The sequence below is a fragment of the Enterococcus sp. DIV0170 genome, assembly GCF_051710765.1.
Lineage (GTDB): Bacteria > Bacillota > Bacilli > Lactobacillales > Enterococcaceae > Enterococcus_A > Enterococcus_A raffinosus.
In genome coordinates this window covers 2919259-2934674 of record NZ_JBIOLG010000001.1, presented here as the reverse complement: position 1 = coordinate 2934674, position 15416 = coordinate 2919259, and the positions used below count along the sequence as shown (strand labels likewise).

Here is a 15416-nt window from a genome sequence, read left to right as displayed (position 1 = left end):
AAGAGTACCCCGTCAGATGATCATTGTCTTGTCGGGGTATTTGTTGCGGCTACTGTTCGTTGGTACTCCCGATTTCAAGTAGATTACCTTCGGGATCTGTGACATAAAAATTACGTATACCGAAAGAGAAGGTCATGGGGGCTCCTGTTGGGAAGGAAAGCCCCAGTTTTGATAATCGTTCGTATTCGGCATCCACATCTGCAAAGCAGGGTAACCATAGAGCTAGTTCAAATGTCTGATTGATTCCTTTTGGTGGAATGTAGTTTTCATCGATAGCTTGCACGAAGGCTTCGCGGCTATACATAAAAAGTGCCAAATCTCCGCTTGCTGTTTCAAATTCAGCGAAATCTCCATCGGTCCATTGTGTTTGAAAACCCAATAGGTCTCTGTAGAAATGAACCATCTTTTTCATATCGCCAACTAATAAACCAGTACCGACCTTTACCTCTTTTCCCTTCAATTTTATTCACTCCTTTGACTTCAGATTCTTTCTTTGATTATAGCAGAGTAAAAAGTCCTGATTGAATAGAAGCTGTTTTTGATTTTCTGGTAAAAAAATAGTACTGAAGGACTCAAACATTTTTGACTCTTTTTAATGGTAATTTTAATTTATAAAATTTAGAGAAAACAAAAAATGAAAGCGTATTTTTAATTGAAGGATAAAAAATAGTGCGACTTGAAATGACTTAAAACACACCATAAAAATTAAGGAGTGGAAATTATGCAAACACAACGATTAGGCCAAAGACAGCTTCTGAATATGATGAAGGGAAACTTAGAAAAAAGAATATTACAAGTATACAGCGAAACAAAGGATGTACCGTCTGTTATTGAGTATGCAGTTGCACTCCTTGTACGACATGCTTTGTCTGTCGCGGATTTCTCTTTTATGTGTCATGAATTAATCAGAGAACTATTTCTGACGGCAGTGCCTTGTACAACGATGCGCCGTTTCAGTGTCTTTTTCGAAGCATATTTTGACGAAGAAGAATGGAGAAACGTCGTTGACCGTTTATATAAAGATGAACAGGACTATCTCGCTGCTACTGCAGAAGCACGAGCAAGCAAGGGATATTTAAAGGAAAAAGACTCAATGAGAGCGGATGAATTAGCTAATCACCAGTTTATTCTTCGTTCTACCTTCAAAGGGGCGAATGACCGAAAGCATATTTGGACCCTAAAAAATGCACATCCCGTGAGAAACGAAGAAGAACTAGTAGGTGCATTAAAAATTCTAACAATGCTGACCATTTTTGAGACAAATGGCGTACGAAAATTTACTGAATTTGTTGAGGTTTTCCGAGATGCGCTCGCTCCGGATCTGCATTATGTGGAAGAACAAGAGGAGCCTTCAGAAGCTGATGAGGACGCGTTTGTGAAAAGCGAACAGAAAATAAATGTGCAAAAAGGAACCAGTTCGATGCAAAAAGCGAATGAGCGAAAGAAGAGCCCAGTACATTCAAATAAAGAAGAATTTAAAGGATTGAACCATGCTTCGGCACCAAAAAGGGGAGAGAACCCTGAGTCGAATGTGTTAGCAGGAAGTTCGATCGCAGTTCGTCCTCCTGAAAGAAATGTAGGAATATCGGATAGAGTTAAAAATACCAGTAAGAAAAAATCAAAGGATGGAAAACAAAAGAATAAACAAGACTATTTTGGCAAAAGTGAAGAACAAGTTATAGAAGGTAGAAATGAACGGAAACTGAAACAAAGAGTCGCCAAGCTACTCGGGAAAAAGAAGCGAAAATAAATGTAGTAAGATATAGTTTGGTTTTTCGTGAGAATAATGGAAGGTGTATTGTAAAAAAATAAAGCGTTTTATATACTTTACCTAAGGGCAAAATTTGAGTGAGAGGGGAGCGAGTATTTTGAATTTTCATCGGTGATTATGAGTAACACCTTGCCTTAGAGTCTCTAAGAATGTGAATTTAAAATTCTCCTCCCTGACGATGCTTCTTTTACCATAGGTATAATGCCTACACCGTAAGAAGTCGTTTGAGAACATACGGGGGTATGTTTCTTTTAGTGCGTCTACTGAAAGTAGTAGTTGCGCAAAAGAGAGGAGATTCCCGGATTTTGGATGGAACATTAGGATCAAAAAAACGACAAATGAATGGAGAAGAAGATGAAGAAAACAATTATTGGACTGTTGGCGTTAGTTACGCTAGGATTGACTGCTTGTGGTGGTGGAAGTGACGAAACAACCGACACAACCAAGGCGAAAAAGGAAACGGAAGCATTTACTGGAGAATACATTGTAAATGCTGATTATGTGAAGAAAAACCTAGACGATGTTATTTTGATTGATGCGCGGGGTGAAGAAGAAGCCAATAAAGGAACCGTAAAAGGTGCGACAGCGATCGGCTGGCAGAATTTAGCATCGGTGGAAGAAGGCGCTTCAGGAGATGAGAAATGGGGCCTGGTTCTTGAACCGAAGGAACTAGCTAAACGCTTAGGTGAGAAAGGGATCGCAAAAGACAAAGAAATCGTACTGTTTGCTGGAGCGCAAAAAGGCTGGGGCGATGATGGCCGAATTGCTTGGGAGTTATTGGCAGCCGGCTACAAGGATGTAAAAATGGTTGATGGCGGCTTTGCAGCCTTAAAAAAAGCAGGATTAGAAACGGATATCGAGAGCACAAAACTGGACCCAGTTGATGTCACGATTGATTCAATTGATCAAACACATATCATTCGAACAGATGAGTTGAAAAAGGACTATGATGAGTACAAAATCGTTGATGTCCGAGAGGATAAAGAATACGAAGGAGACGTCTTGTATGGAGAAGCCAAGGGCGGACATTTGCCTGATGCGATTCATATTCCCTTTACTGATTTGTTCAATAGCAATGGGAAATTAAAAAGTAAGAAAGATTTAACCAAGCTTTTTGAGGATGCGGGATTGGCCAAAGAGGATAAAATCGTTACTTATTGTACAGCGGGCATTCGTTCAGCCTACATGGAATTAGTGATGGACATGTGCGGCTTCAAGCAAGTAAAAAATTATGATGGCTCTTATTATCGTTGGGCAAAAGTTGAGGATGTAGAAAAATAATGTCTAAACTAAATAAACGCAAGCTTGCGAGAATCTTGTTGATTCTGTTTATACTGCTAGCAGTAGTGGCCTTTTACTTTGTTCCAGGAGTTCGCTCGAAGGTCACGCAGGTGTTGATGCTGTTTCGTTCGATGAGTGTGGAAAGTATCGTAGGCTATTTACGTTCCTTTGGTGTTTGGGCAGTTGTTATCTCATTTCTGCTGATGATGTTCCAGTCCATTATCGCACCATTGCCGGCCTTCTTAATTACGTTTGCTAATGCGGCTGTTTTTGGCTGGTGGCAAGGCGCGTTGCTTTCCTGGACCAGTGCGATGGCGGGAGCACTCGTTTGCTTCTACATTGCGCGGATTGCAGGGCGAGATATCGTGGAACGATTGAACAAGAATTTTTCATTAGAGTCGTTGGACGCTTATTTTGATCGTTATGGCAAGCACACCATTCTGATCTGTCGTCTTCTGCCATTTATCTCTTTTGATTTTGTCAGCTATGCGGCAGGTTTAACGGCAATCAAGCCGATACCGTTCTTGATTGCCACAGGAATTGGACAATTACCAGCGACAGTTGTTTATTCGTATGTTGGCAGCAATCTAACCGGCAGTACAAAAACTATTCTGTTTGGTTTGCTAAGTATGTTCGCGTTGTTCATCGCGGTATATGTCTTCAAACAAATTTATCAAGGCCGGCAGGCAAAAACGAATAAATAAAGAAACGTCAGCTATATTTTTAGCTGACGTTTCTTTTTAAGCTTCACTATGCTTTTCTACATAGTGATTATAAAGCATGTCTAAGAATTGAATCTCAGTGACATTTTGATAAGGCATAATGTAGAAGTTTGTAACTTGGAAGAATGCGATCAAATTCCAGAAAAAGAAGGAATAGCGCAGAATCAAAAATTCCATTTTATAGCCATCCATGATTTGACGGCTTAGCAAAATCGCATCCGAAGCGCTCAAGGTGTCGTCTTTTTCTAGTAAGTAATTAGTCATTGCATAAGAAGCGCTTTTTACAATTCCTGGGATAACGAATAACAGCGACCAAAGAAAAGTATAGATCGCGACTAAAATATTGGCTTTTAAGACGCGGTTCTTTTGTGCTTTGATAAAATAAGCAAAAATTTGTAGCCCATCTGCGCGGTTGCCTCGCAGCGTGTGGATCGCACACCATTGTAAAACAGCTGTAGAAAGTGCAGCAATCAGAAATATTAAGATCAGCGCAGCAATCATCACTAAAAACCAGAAGAATGTCGAAGCACCGGAAAACGGACGGCTGTAACCATAGCCATAATCATAATTGTAATAGCCATAAGGATTGACGAAACCTAAAATGCTATTGGTAAAGAAGCGGACATAAGCAAATTGGAAAATAAAACCTGCGACAATGTTTGCACCAATCAGGAGAAGGATCGTTTTACACCATTCTCCATACCTGCCGGATAATTTCTCTTGGGCATGCTTTTTAATGTCAGCGCGTGTAACATTTAAGCCTTCCGCTTTTTCTAGCTCTAGTTCAAAGTGCTCCTTTGGTTGTACTTGAACAAAAGGTTCGTTACTGTCGTCTTCGTTTGGAGTTCCTTGCTCCAAATTGAATCCGCAGGCCGGACAAAACTTCGCTTCCGCTCGTAATTCCGCACCACAATTGGGACAATATTTCATTTTTCCACCCTTTTCTTTTTCATTCAATATCATCTAATCATTATCATTGATAAGCCAATATTCGTCAATAACCGATAAATGAAAGATTTAGCAGCTTCTTCCAGCTATACAAGTATTTCTTTACTGTAGGTGAAGAATGACTTATGATTTAGTAAAGATATCTTTACTAGGAGCGAAGAAATTGAGTGTCGTAAATCATATTCGAGAAATCAGAGAAGAAAAGAAGATCCCGCAAAAAGAAATGGCGCAGGCGCTGGGGGTTTCACGCCAAACGATGACCGCGATCGAAAAAGGAAAGTACAATCCTAGTTTAGAGCTTTCATTGAAAATAGCGGCTTACTTTGACAGGCCGTTTGATGAAATTTTTTATTTGGATGAAGGGAAGGATTAATGAATGGGCTTTTTCCGTATATCGGGTGCGAATAATTATATAGCAGGGGCATTGCTTATTTTTGGTTTGTTGGCTCTGTATGCACTTGGGTCTTCAATATATTTTTTAGTCAAAGAAATTTTTAGGAAGAATGATGAACTGGTAAGAAAAATCGCCTTTGATTCTATGGCAATGAGCTTTGGAATCATCCTACTTTTACACATCGTGCAGATGATTATTCGAGTCGTACACTTTAATAAAACCGGTCAGGATATCAATTTGGTAGTGACTCCAGGATTATCGATTTATCAATTAGGTGATGCACCTCTCCATCTTGAATCCTTTGGTGTTGATCTTGGGATTTTTGCCTTGTGTCTATTTGTAAATCGATTACGTTATCGACTTTAGTAGAAACAAAAATTAATAGATGAGAAGGAGGAAGAGTGATGAAAAATGTTCTAGATATTTATTTGAAGAAGAAGAGCATAACAAGGAGCGAGCTCTCAAAAAAAGAAGAGCTTTCGGAACAAAAATTGGCTAGAATCAGCAAACAGAATCCAGACAGCTATTCAGAAGAAACGCTTGAGTTATTGGCGAAGGGATTAGCTACCACACCTGCAGAGGTATTAGAGGAATTGAGATCAATTCGTGATAGTGACGCGCTCTATCAAGTAACGAATATCAATGAGCTAAGACAAAAAGTGAAAGAGAAGGAAGAAGAGTTCTTTGTTGAAGGTGATTTCCGAGAATTATTGAAAGAAATCGAAGGAAGCAGAGTGTCTGAATCTGCTGAATTAGGCTTTCAATTGGGGTCTAGAGGATCAGGAACTGTGCTGGCACAGGCCGTTTTGCGAGTGATGAACCTTTTTGAAGAAGATACAAAATTAGAAAATTTGAAGCAAGACATTGCGCAGCTTTATACCATCGAGTTCATTAATGAAGAAGAAGCGAAGCTGCGCTTAAAGCAGTTAGATTATTAATTAATATATGCAGCTACACCCGCGGTTTTCTGCTTAGAACTGCGGGTGTTTTGGTGCATGAAAGATACTCAGAAAATGATCTAAATCGCCTATCTGATTCGTTTGATTTTGGTAGGATCATTTTTATCGTATCTGATTTTTATGGTATCACCAACTTGATAACTTAATGGGAGGACGGTAATACTTCTTTTATAAATGTGTTTAAATCCATCCACCACATAAGAGACAATCGCAAATTTTGCGTTTCCGATGACAACTTTTTGGGGAGCTACGGTAACAACTTCTTCGATAGTAGCAAGTGTTTCGACAGTTTCTGCTTTTTTCATTTTTGTTCCCTCCGTAAGTAAATGATACACCTTAGCTTGCGTTGTGACGTATCGAATTTGAAAACAAAAAAACACCCAAATCCATGAAAAAGGATTTGGGTGTCTGTAAGAAGTCTTACATTAATTTGTTGTAGAATTCAACGACTAATGATTCGTCGATTTCTGGGTTGATTTCATCACGTTCTGGTAAACGAGACAATGAACCTTCTAATTTTTCATCGTCGAAGCTTACGAAAGCAGGACGACCAACAGCTGATTCAACTGCTTCTTTTACTGTAACCATGTTTTTAGATTTTTCACGGATACCGACAACTTGGCCAACTTCTACTTCGTATGAAGCGATGTCAACACGTTTGCCATCGACAGTTACGTGACCGTGGTTAACTAATTGACGAGCTTGACGACGAGTTGAAGCCAAACCTAGACGGTAAACCACGTTATCTAGACGACGTTCTAGTAAGATCATGAAGTTAACACCGTGTTTACCTTCTTTGATTTTGCTAGCGCGTACGAATAAGTTACGGAATTGACGTTCGTTTAATCCGTAGATGAAACGTAATTTTTGTTTTTCTGACATTTGCAAGCCGTATTCAGATTTCTTTCCACGGCTGTTTGGTCCATGTTGACCTGGAGCGTATGGACGACGTGCTAATTCTTTACCTGTTCCTGATAATGAGATACCAAGACGACGAGATTGTTTCCATGATGGTCCTGTATAACGAGACATTAAAAATTCCTCCAATAAATTGTTTTGGAGTAAAATAATCCGTTGAAAAATTCATATCCGTGTAGTTCGTTCTTCAATCTTCACCTTCGCAGCCGCGGTTACACAATTGAACCAATGCTGGCAACGAACTGGGGACGGGCTATTATTCTTCTGCTGCATTATTTTACACAAAGGTCAGTATAACTGAAAAACGTGGCTTGAGTCAAGTTCAGCTGTTGCTTTTTTGAAAAAAATGTGTTAATTGTTGGGTGCTGGCAAAAAACGATTACTTTCTTTCAAAGTCAGTGAAAATATTGACGGAGAATTACGGAATAACATTTTGCAAATTCTCTGAAACTTCTCTACAATGAAGGAGGAAAAGATGGAACCTTTGATTTTTCCGCATCAAATTGAAAATATTGGACCAATGACTCGTTATATGAAAAACCTTTTTCCTTTTTGCGGCGTCAAAAAACCACAGCGTGCATTGCTGGAACGTCCTTATTTAAAGGAAAGCCTGACTCTGCCGATGCCAGAGCTGTTAGAGGAGATTTTTCGCAATTTCTACAAAGAAGAGCGAGAGTATCAATATTATGCAATTGATTTGGCTCAAAAGAACATCAAACGTTTTTCGCTAGATGATTTGGCAGCATTGCTTCCTTTGTTAGGGGAAAAAACTTGGTGGGACAGTATTGACGCCTGGCGCAAAGTATTTTCTACGTGGGTTTTGGCGCATCCTACGGAGATCAAACGGGTTTATGCGTTTTTTTATCAGCACGAAAATTTTTGGTATCGGCGAGTAGCGATCAACTTACAGTTGATGTTTAAAGAGCAAACCGATACAGAGTTATTGGCGCAAGCGATCTTAGCAGATTTGACGACCGAGGAGTTTTTTATCCAGAAGGCGATCGGCTGGGCATTGCGAGATTATAGTAAAGTGAATCCTGATTGGGTAAGAAATTTTATGCAGCAGCATTCATTAAGTAAGTTAGCCCTACGTGAGGGCAGCAAATACATATAAATGGAGAGATAAATTTTGGAAAGAAAATTAATCGCACTAGACATTGACGGGACCTTGTTGAGCAGCCAAAGAAAACCCTTGGACAGCACGATGAAGGCGTTGAAGGCATTACGTGAAGCTGGACACTTAGTGACTATTGCGACGGGACGTTCCCGCTTGTTGGCTGGTGATGTGATTCATCAATTAGGTTGTTCGAATTATATCATCTGTAACGGATCGGCTGGTTTTTTAGATCATGAACAAGTCTATAAGCATACGCTTGATCGCGAAGCCCTGACTCGGATGATTGAATTCGCAAGTGCACGTGAAGTCGACATCATGCTTTTCGGTCTAGATTCCTTTGGACGTGTGACGGATTTTGACGCGTCAAAAGTAAGCAATGCAATGAATTCTTTTGGACAGCAAGCACCAGAATATGAAGAAGATTATTTCTCTAAACATGAGGTCTATCAAGGCTGTGCCTTTTATGATCAGTCAATGGATGAAGAATTCCAAGCGGCCTTTCCAGAATTTCGTTTGGTCCGTTGGCATGAGAACAGTGTCGATATTATTCCAAATCCTGGCTCAAAAGCGCAAACGATTTTGGCTTTAGCGAAAAAAGTCGGGATTAAACCAGAAAACATCGTTACTTTCGGCGATGGCAATAATGACATTGAAATGTTGAACTTGGCAGGAACAGGGGTTGCGATGGGCAATGCGGCAACTCACGTCAAAGAAGCAGCCAATCTCGTGACTGATACAAACGATCAAGATGGTATTTACAAAGCTTTACGCCAATTAGAATTGGTTCATTAATAAGTAGTGATTAAACGAACTGGGGGAGGACTCTCAGTTCGTTTTTTACGTGCTTTTTAATCGAGCGACCAGTCATTAGTCAATTATTGAAGCCTTTGAGTATTTTGTTCCTAAAAAAAATAAAATTCAGATAAAAAACCAATTTTCTAAAAATGAGAACGACACAATTAAGAAACTAAGCAGGAAATGTTTCGTTGATTGAAAGAAACCGAAGGAGAAAATGACAAATTAAATAGAATTAAATATTATAAGATTCTATTTCAACATTTTGCTTTATTAATTTTGTTTGTTTTTTTAAATTCTATCGACTTGTTGTTAATTTCTTTAACGGTGTTGACGAAGACGCTATTTTCCGTTTATCATATAGATAATAAGTGTTTTTTTATGTGCTTATTAAATAGGGTATTTAGGAGGAGTACGCATGAAAAAGTTTAGGGTTTTTAGCGGATTGGTTTTACTGAGCAGCTTGTTACTAACATTGACTGCTTGTTCAGGCGGCGGTGAGTCGAAAAAAGAAGATAAAAAGGAAAATACAGCACAATCTTCTAAGGTTGAATTGAGTGTCGAAGGCGGCAGTTACATCATCCCTGATGGGGAAAAGGTTGATGATGAAACGGGCTTTTTGGCATTGGATATCAAAGTCAAAAACAAATCTAAGGACAAATTAGATGTTTCCTCTACTGATTTTGCTTTGTATGATGAAGATGGGAAAAAAGTTTCTTCGGAGCATGTTTATGACTCGAATGATAACTTTAAAGTAATGAGTAGTGAAAGTCTGTCTGAAGATAAGAGTTTTACGGAGCCGCTAGTTTTTGAAGTAAAAAAAGATGCGGAATATGAGCTGCACTATAAACCAATGTATTATTCAGATGAAGACAAAGATGAGGGTGTTGAGCTTAAGCTGAACACAAAGAAATACAGTGATGATACAAAAGCTGTTCAGGCCTTGACAGGGCAGTATATCACAAAAGTCTTTTATGGTTCTGATGAAGTGAAAGAGGAAGAGAAGAAAGCTGCTGGAAAACTTGAATTGGCTAACGATGTGGACGCAGAAAGAAAAACCTTCAAAGAAGAGAGCATCAATAGTTTGAAAGATGAATTCTCTGATTATGAGCCATCAACAGCGGAACTGGACAAAGTCATTACACAGATCCAGCAGACAAATGCGGAAAAAGGCAAAGTGACCTATAGCTTTAAGGAATTCTTCCCTGAATCCGCGGTGATTTACGTTCGTCCGGAAATGGTATTTTTAGATGATGTTGATACAGAATCTATTACGGATAAATTCGTAGAGGAAAATGAAGGGAAATATACAGACTATACTAGTGTTCGTCGCGATGCTGAAAAATATTTGCTGCAGGAATTACCAGCGAAAATCAATGAAGCACCGATCAATACTGATGACAATATGAACGGTGAAGGCTACCAAGTGAAGCTTGAGAAAAAAGACGGCAAGTGGGAAATCAACTCAGCGAATGAAAGCCGGAATTACTATTTTAAATCAATGAAAGCGGCCTTTAGAGGCGGGCTTGATGAATAGAAAGACTGGAACGCTGGCAGTTATTGCCATAATAGCCGTAACTGTTTTTGGTTTCATCAGCTACTCCAGTTATAGAAACAGTGAAGAGGCAACGGTGGAGCGTCTTGCAACGGCACTTATTGAAAAGGATACTGAGACAGTAAAACAATACATGCCCAGCTATTCCAACAAAAAAAAGATTTCAAAAAATGCACGAACCATCTTTTATCAGCAGGTAAAGAAGATGAAAAAAGAACAGGTTGTGAAGCTGCTGAAAAAGGAAGGGAATTTCACGATTGAAGAAGGCTCTTCCTTTAGAAAGCCGGCTCAGATCTATCCAACGGCTCGTTTTCTTGTCATTGAATTGCCTAAGGGCACAGAGCTTAGAGCATCCATTCAAGGCCAAGAAGTCTCCGGTGACTATGTGGAAGACTGGAATAAATATACCTTCGGCCCTTTCTTGCCAGGCGAATACGATGTAGTCTATGAAATGGCACATCCAAAATTTGGTGCAAAAGAAGCCAAGGAAACGATCGACCTGAATTCAGAGGATCAGCGGTTGACGGTTAAAGAAAATAGCTTGTATGAAGGCAATCAAGCCTTTCAAAAACATTTGCTAGCCTCAGCGGTCAACTATTTTGATTCCTTTAATCAAGGGATTCGTGACGGTCTGAACGTCTCACAACTAATAGCCTCCAAGGAGCATAAGGAAGAGATGAAGACGGGCTTTGATCAGTTGAAGCCCTACTTAAAGAGCTTCGATCAGCAGTTTCAGAACATCAAGATTGATTGTGATTCGATCTCGGTAAACAACGGCCAAACGAAGGTTCAATTGGATTTGTACATTGATCTTAAACGTTCGATGCAATTGGTGGAGGAAGTCGGAATCGATGAAGCGCTGTTTTCAGATAGACAAAATGCGATTGCAAGCCTTGTTTATGAGGAAGAACAGAAAAAATGGCTGATCGATGAACTGGATTTTAACACCTACCAGCAAGACCCTGAGAAATGGGAGCATGTGAAAAGTTATCACTCGGAAAATGAACAAAAGGCGCATTGGGATAAGGATGGCGCCGCCGAGGTTGTTTAAAAAGTAGAAACTGCGGGTGAATGACTGCCTGCAGTTTTTTAATTGCCTTCAGCAAGTTGAATGGAATCTTTTATTTTCAAGCAAAAACAACTATAATAAGACAAGATGCTTAACTAGAGAAGGGGAAAAAAAGTGCGCTTATTATTCATTGGGGATGTTGTTGGTTCGTTAGGTCGGCAAATGCTGAGCGATTATTTACCGCGATTGAAGAAGAAATACCATCCACAGTTGACGATCGTCAATGGCGAGAATGCGGCAGCTGGTCGCGGAATTACGGAAAAAATCTATAAGAAATTTTTGCAAGATGGTGTTGATGTTGTAACGATGGGGAACCATACATGGGACAACAAAGCAATTTTTGAATTTATAACTGACGCGAAGAAAATGATACGACCTGCGAACTTTCCAGAAGGTGCACCAGGGAAGGGTCATCTATATGTGAAGGTGAACGACCTAGAGCTTGCGATCATCAACCTGCAGGGACGTTCATTCATGACAGATTTAGACGATCCTTTTCGTATCGCGGATCAGTTGATCACTGAAGCACAGAAGCGTACGCCTTACATTTTTGTGGATTTCCATGGAGAAACAACGAGTGAAAAACAGGCGATGGGCTGGTTCGCAGATGGCCGTGTTTCGGCAGTTGTGGGCACCCACACCCATGTTCAAACCAATGATGCACGAATTTTACCTAAGGGAACAGCTTATCTGACAGATGTTGGAATGACTGGACCTTACGATGGTATTTTAGGAATGAAGAAAGAACCGATCATTGAAAAATTTTTAACCGCACTGCCGCATCGTTTTGAAGTGATCGAAGAAGGTCGAACAGTGTTGTCGGCTTGCGTGATCGACATTGATAAGAACGGTCACGGGCAAAAGATTGAAACAGTTTTAATCAACGAGGATCGTCCATTTAGAGAATAGAAGCAGAGGGATAAAATGAATCTAGCAAATGAAGCCGCCGTTGAAGCGGCTTTATCTCATTTAACCGCATTATTAGGGGAAAATGAAATAATTATCCGTTTTCAACAGCTGAAAAAACGAGTAGAAGAAAACGACACACTTCAGGAATTAGAAGAAGGCATCAAAGCTGCACAAAAAGATGCGGTACAGTTTGCCCACTACGGCAAACCCGAAGCAGAACGAGAAGCATTGAAGGAAGCGGATCGTCTGACTAAAGAATTTGATCAGCATCCATTAGTCATCGCATACCGCGAACAGCTATTTGAAGCAAACGACCTGCTGCAGCACTTGACCAATATGATCCAAAAAGAGGTCAATGCAGCGATAGAAGCAGATGAAGCAACAGAGGAGGGAGCGCAATAATGCCTCAAAAAACGAAAAATACGCCGATGATGGAACAATATTTGGCGATCAAGGAACAATATAAAGACGCATTTCTATTTTACCGTTTGGGAGATTTTTACGAGCTCTTTAATGAGGATGCGATCAAGGTTTCACAGCTATTGGAGCTTACATTAACCAGCCGAAATCGGAATGCGGAGGATCCGATTCCTATGTGCGGAGTCCCCCACCATTCAGCTCAAGGGTACATTGATACCTTGGTTGAACAAGGCTATAAAGTAGCCATTTGTGAGCAAATGGAAGATCCCAAACAAGCTAAAGGGATGGTTAAAAGAGAAGTCGTCCAGTTGATCACACCTGGAACGTTGATGGAAGGCAAGGGCATCGAAGCCAAAGCCAATAACTTTTTGACCGCAGTCACACAAGTTAAAGATAAATTTGGGTTTGCTTATGTCGATCTTTCGACAGGGGAGTTAAAAACTGCATTGTTACACGATGAAGAAGCGGTAATGAATGAAGCGACAGCTCTGCAAACGAAAGAGATTGTTTTAGGCAGCGAGATTCCAGAAGCGTTGCAGAAAAATTTGGCGGAACGCCTAGGCCTCGTCTTTTCACAGCAGGAAACGATCGAAGACAATGCTGAATTCAGCTTTTTAACCGCGGACATCACCGATGAGCTAGAAAAAGAAGCGACCGGCAAGCTGTTGACGTATCTATCTGTCACACAAAAACGCAGCTTAGGACATATTCAAAAAGCTGAGGAATATCAGCCGGAGCATTTTCTGAAGCTGGATTATTTCTCTAAAACCAACTTGGAATTGACTCGTTCGATCCGAACAGGGAAAAAACAAGGAACCTTGCTGTGGCTCTTAGATGAAACGAAGACCGCAATGGGCGGACGTTTACTGAAGCAATGGATTGATCGTCCATTGATTCAAAAACGCCAAATCAATGCTCGTCAAGCGATGGTTTCTTCTTTATTGAACGCGTATTTTGAACGGATGGATCTGAATGAATCCCTGACGAAAGTGTATGACTTGGAGCGCTTGGCTGGTCGGGTTGCTTTTGGGAGCGTCAATGGACGTGATTTGATTCAATTGAAGACCTCGTTGATGCAGGTGCCGCAGATTCGCCAATTGCTGACTGGGATCAATCAGGGAGAATGGAACGACCTGCTGGTGGATATGGAGCCTATGGATGATCTGGTCAATTTGATTGAAAAAGCGATCACCGATGATGCACCGCTGCAAATCACTGAAGGAAATGTCATCAAAGACGGGTACAACGAACAACTGGATCAATACCGGGAAGCCATGAAAAACGGCAAAACTTGGCTGGCAGAACTGGAAGCCCGCGAGCGTGAAGCAACAGGGATCAAGACCTTAAAAGTGGGCTATAACCGTGTGTTCGGCTACTATATCGAGATTACGAAGTCTAACTTGGCCAATCTAGAAGAAGGCAAATACGAGCGGAAGCAAACCTTAGCGAACGCGGAACGTTTTATCACGCCGGAATTGAAGAAGCTAGAAACCTTGATTTTGGAAGCCGAAGAAAAATCTGTCGCGCTAGAATACAACCTTTTCCTAGAAGTACGAAATGAAGTCAAACAGGCGATTACACGTTTGCAAAAACTCGCGAAAAGCTTGAGTGCAACTGATGTGCTGCAAAGCTTTGCAACAGTCAGCGAGCGTTATCAATACGTGCAGCCATCAATGGAAGTCGGTACCCATAATTTGCAGATCAACGAAGGGCGTCATCCAGTTGTGGAGAAGGTCTTGGGGCATCAAGAATACATCCCAAACAGCGTCCACATGAATCCAGATGAATTGCTACTATTGATCACTGGACCGAATATGTCTGGGAAAAGTACCTACATGCGTCAATTAGCGTTGACGGTGATCATGGCCCAAATGGGCTGTTTTGTCCCTGCAGAAAGTGCGGAGCTGCCGATTTTCGATCAGATCTTTACCAGAATCGGAGCTAGTGATGATTTGATTGCGGGACAATCCACTTTCATGGTGGAAATGATGGAGGCGAATCAAGCGTTGCGTCATGCGACACCAAACAGTTTGATTCTGTTTGACGAATTGGGTCGTGGAACAGCAACTTACGACGGAATGGCCTTAGCACAGGCAATCATTGAATACATCCACAAAAATGTTAAGGCCAAGACGCTATTTTCAACCCACTATCATGAATTGACAGTCTTAGAAGAAACCTTGCCGCAGCTAAAAAATGTGCACGTGGGTGCTGTAGAGCAGAACGGCGAAGTTGTCTTCCTGCACAAATTAATGGATGGTCCCGCTGATAAAAGCTACGGGATTCACGTAGCCAAAATCGCTGGTATGCCTACCGACTTGCTTTCCCGTGCGGCAACGATTTTATCCGCTTTGGAAGCCGATACGCCGATACAGAAAAATACGGAAGTCGTTGAAGAAACGGAGCAACTCTCTTTGTTCAACGAAGTATCCACTGCTGAATTAGGAGTTGTGGATAGTATAAAGAAAGCCAATTTACTTGAAATGAATCCAATGGAGGCATTAAACTTCCTATACGAATTACAAAAACGGATTTAACACGAAGAAAGGACGGATACG

At 40.8% G+C, this 15416-nt stretch carries 17 protein-coding genes; 13 read left to right on the top strand and 4 right to left on the bottom strand.

The genetic code is table 11. The annotated features are described in order from the left end of the window. Positions 1–49: 49 nt before the first annotated feature. Positions 50–460 carry a VOC family protein gene (locus IGI50_RS14150; RefSeq protein ID WP_438777374.1) on the bottom strand — a complete coding sequence of 137 codons (411 nt, stop codon included), beginning with the start codon at positions 458–460 and terminating at the stop codon, positions 50–52. Between the two features lie 261 nt (positions 461–721). On the opposite strand from IGI50_RS14150, the gene IGI50_RS14145 reads away from it, so the two are divergent. The 3 genes from IGI50_RS14145 to IGI50_RS14135 all read left to right on the top strand — a co-directional run bounded on the left by IGI50_RS14145 (position 722) and on the right by IGI50_RS14135 (position 3756). Beyond that, positions 722–1750 (top strand): hypothetical protein, encoded by a 1029-nt coding sequence (locus IGI50_RS14145; protein ID WP_438777373.1) that lies wholly within the window; start codon positions 722–724, stop codon positions 1748–1750. Positions 1751–2125: 375 nt separating this feature from the next. Next, a complete protein-coding gene (locus IGI50_RS14140; protein WP_438777372.1) occupies positions 2126–3052 on the top strand; it encodes a rhodanese-like domain-containing protein in 927 nt (308 codons plus the stop codon). Continuing rightward, complete coding sequence (locus tag IGI50_RS14135; protein WP_438777371.1) at positions 3052–3756, top strand: TVP38/TMEM64 family protein; 705 nt, start codon at positions 3052–3054, stop codon at positions 3754–3756. The genes IGI50_RS14140 and IGI50_RS14135 overlap by 1 nt, the downstream gene beginning before the upstream one ends. 36 nt (positions 3757–3792) lie before the next feature. On the opposite strand, the gene IGI50_RS14130 is transcribed toward IGI50_RS14135, so the two are convergent. After that, entirely contained in the window at positions 3793–4704 is a 912-nt protein-coding gene (locus IGI50_RS14130) for a DUF975 family protein (RefSeq protein ID WP_438777370.1), read from the bottom strand. Between the two features lie 181 nt (positions 4705–4885). On the opposite strand from IGI50_RS14130, the gene IGI50_RS14125 reads away from it, so the two are divergent. From IGI50_RS14125 to IGI50_RS14115, 3 genes are read left to right on the top strand one after another with little or no spacing between them, the layout of a single operon-like run. Continuing rightward, the gene (locus tag IGI50_RS14125; protein ID WP_028020024.1) at positions 4886–5095 is read left to right on the top strand and encodes a helix-turn-helix transcriptional regulator; all 210 of its coding nucleotides are present in this window, start codon (positions 4886–4888) and stop codon (positions 5093–5095) included. A 3-nt stretch (positions 5096–5098) separates the two neighbouring features. Further along, positions 5099–5482: a hypothetical protein gene (locus IGI50_RS14120; protein ID WP_438777369.1), complete on the top strand. Its 384-nt coding sequence runs from the start codon at positions 5099–5101 to the stop codon at positions 5480–5482. 38 nt (positions 5483–5520) lie between these two features. Continuing rightward, positions 5521–6054 (top strand): helix-turn-helix domain-containing protein, encoded by a 534-nt coding sequence (locus tag IGI50_RS14115; RefSeq protein WP_438777368.1) that lies wholly within the window; start codon positions 5521–5523, stop codon positions 6052–6054. A gap of 89 nt (positions 6055–6143) precedes the next feature. On the opposite strand, the gene IGI50_RS14110 is transcribed toward IGI50_RS14115, so the two are convergent. Both IGI50_RS14110 and rpsD read right to left on the bottom strand, forming a co-directional pair. Then, on the bottom strand, positions 6144–6380 hold the full coding sequence (locus IGI50_RS14110; protein WP_438777367.1) for a DUF3592 domain-containing protein: 237 nt from the start codon (positions 6378–6380) through the stop codon (positions 6144–6146). Positions 6381–6495: 115 nt separating this feature from the next. Continuing rightward, positions 6496–7107: a 30S ribosomal protein S4 gene (rpsD, locus tag IGI50_RS14105; RefSeq protein WP_010745283.1), complete on the bottom strand. Its 612-nt coding sequence runs from the start codon at positions 7105–7107 to the stop codon at positions 6496–6498. A gap of 361 nt (positions 7108–7468) precedes the next feature. Here rpsD and IGI50_RS14100 point away from each other — a divergent pair, with 361 nt between their 5' ends. The 7 genes from IGI50_RS14100 to mutS all read left to right on the top strand — a co-directional run bounded on the left by IGI50_RS14100 (position 7469) and on the right by mutS (position 15395). Then, positions 7469–8107 carry a DNA alkylation repair protein gene (locus tag IGI50_RS14100; RefSeq protein ID WP_438777366.1) on the top strand — a complete coding sequence of 213 codons (639 nt, stop codon included), beginning with the start codon at positions 7469–7471 and terminating at the stop codon, positions 8105–8107. Between the two features lie 15 nt (positions 8108–8122). After that, positions 8123–8902 carry a Cof-type HAD-IIB family hydrolase gene (locus IGI50_RS14095; protein ID WP_010745285.1) on the top strand — a complete coding sequence of 260 codons (780 nt, stop codon included), beginning with the start codon at positions 8123–8125 and terminating at the stop codon, positions 8900–8902. A gap of 421 nt (positions 8903–9323) precedes the next feature. Continuing rightward, entirely contained in the window at positions 9324–10442 is a 1119-nt protein-coding gene (locus tag IGI50_RS14090; protein ID WP_438777365.1) for a DUF4352 domain-containing protein, read from the top strand. Then, positions 10435–11511 (top strand): hypothetical protein, encoded by a 1077-nt coding sequence (locus IGI50_RS14085; protein ID WP_438777364.1) that lies wholly within the window; start codon positions 10435–10437, stop codon positions 11509–11511. Before IGI50_RS14090 ends, IGI50_RS14085 begins: the two co-directional genes overlap by 8 nt. A gap of 132 nt (positions 11512–11643) precedes the next feature. After that, positions 11644–12438 (top strand): TIGR00282 family metallophosphoesterase, encoded by a 795-nt coding sequence (locus IGI50_RS14080; RefSeq protein ID WP_010745288.1) that lies wholly within the window; start codon positions 11644–11646, stop codon positions 12436–12438. A 15-nt stretch (positions 12439–12453) separates the two neighbouring features. After that, positions 12454–12840, top strand: a complete 387-nt coding sequence (locus IGI50_RS14075) for a YlbF family regulator (RefSeq protein WP_010745289.1) — start codon at positions 12454–12456, stop codon at positions 12838–12840. Further along, positions 12840–15395, top strand: a complete 2556-nt coding sequence (gene mutS, locus IGI50_RS14070; protein ID WP_438777363.1) for a DNA mismatch repair protein MutS — start codon at positions 12840–12842, stop codon at positions 15393–15395. The genes IGI50_RS14075 and mutS overlap by 1 nt, the downstream gene beginning before the upstream one ends. Positions 15396–15416 lie beyond the last annotated feature (21 nt).

Bases quoted from the DNA above. Each gene is read 5' to 3' on its own strand.
- IGI50_RS14140 (WP_438777372.1), top strand. From the start codon at position 2,126: ATGAAGAAAACAATTATTGGACTGTTGGCGTTAGTTACGCTAGGATTG.
- IGI50_RS14145 (WP_438777373.1), top strand. From the start codon at position 722: ATGCAAACACAACGATTAGGCCAAAGACAGCTTCTGAATATGATGAAG.
- mutS (WP_438777363.1), top strand. From the start codon at position 12,840: ATGCCTCAAAAAACGAAAAATACGCCGATGATGGAACAATATTTGGCG.
- IGI50_RS14085 (WP_438777364.1), top strand. From the start codon at position 10,435: ATGAATAGAAAGACTGGAACGCTGGCAGTTATTGCCATAATAGCCGTA.
- IGI50_RS14110 (WP_438777367.1), bottom strand. From the start codon at position 6,380: ATGAAAAAAGCAGAAACTGTCGAAACACTTGCTACTATCGAAGAAGTT.
- IGI50_RS14100 (WP_438777366.1), top strand. From the start codon at position 7,469: ATGGAACCTTTGATTTTTCCGCATCAAATTGAAAATATTGGACCAATG.
- IGI50_RS14075 (WP_010745289.1), top strand. From the start codon at position 12,454: ATGAATCTAGCAAATGAAGCCGCCGTTGAAGCGGCTTTATCTCATTTA.
- rpsD (WP_010745283.1), bottom strand. From the start codon at position 7,107: ATGTCTCGTTATACAGGACCATCATGGAAACAATCTCGTCGTCTTGGT.
- IGI50_RS14115 (WP_438777368.1), top strand. From the start codon at position 5,521: ATGAAAAATGTTCTAGATATTTATTTGAAGAAGAAGAGCATAACAAGG.
- IGI50_RS14090 (WP_438777365.1), top strand. From the start codon at position 9,324: ATGAAAAAGTTTAGGGTTTTTAGCGGATTGGTTTTACTGAGCAGCTTG.
- IGI50_RS14135 (WP_438777371.1), top strand. From the start codon at position 3,052: ATGTCTAAACTAAATAAACGCAAGCTTGCGAGAATCTTGTTGATTCTG.
- IGI50_RS14120 (WP_438777369.1), top strand. From the start codon at position 5,099: ATGGGCTTTTTCCGTATATCGGGTGCGAATAATTATATAGCAGGGGCA.
- IGI50_RS14130 (WP_438777370.1), bottom strand. From the start codon at position 4,704: ATGAAATATTGTCCCAATTGTGGTGCGGAATTACGAGCGGAAGCGAAG.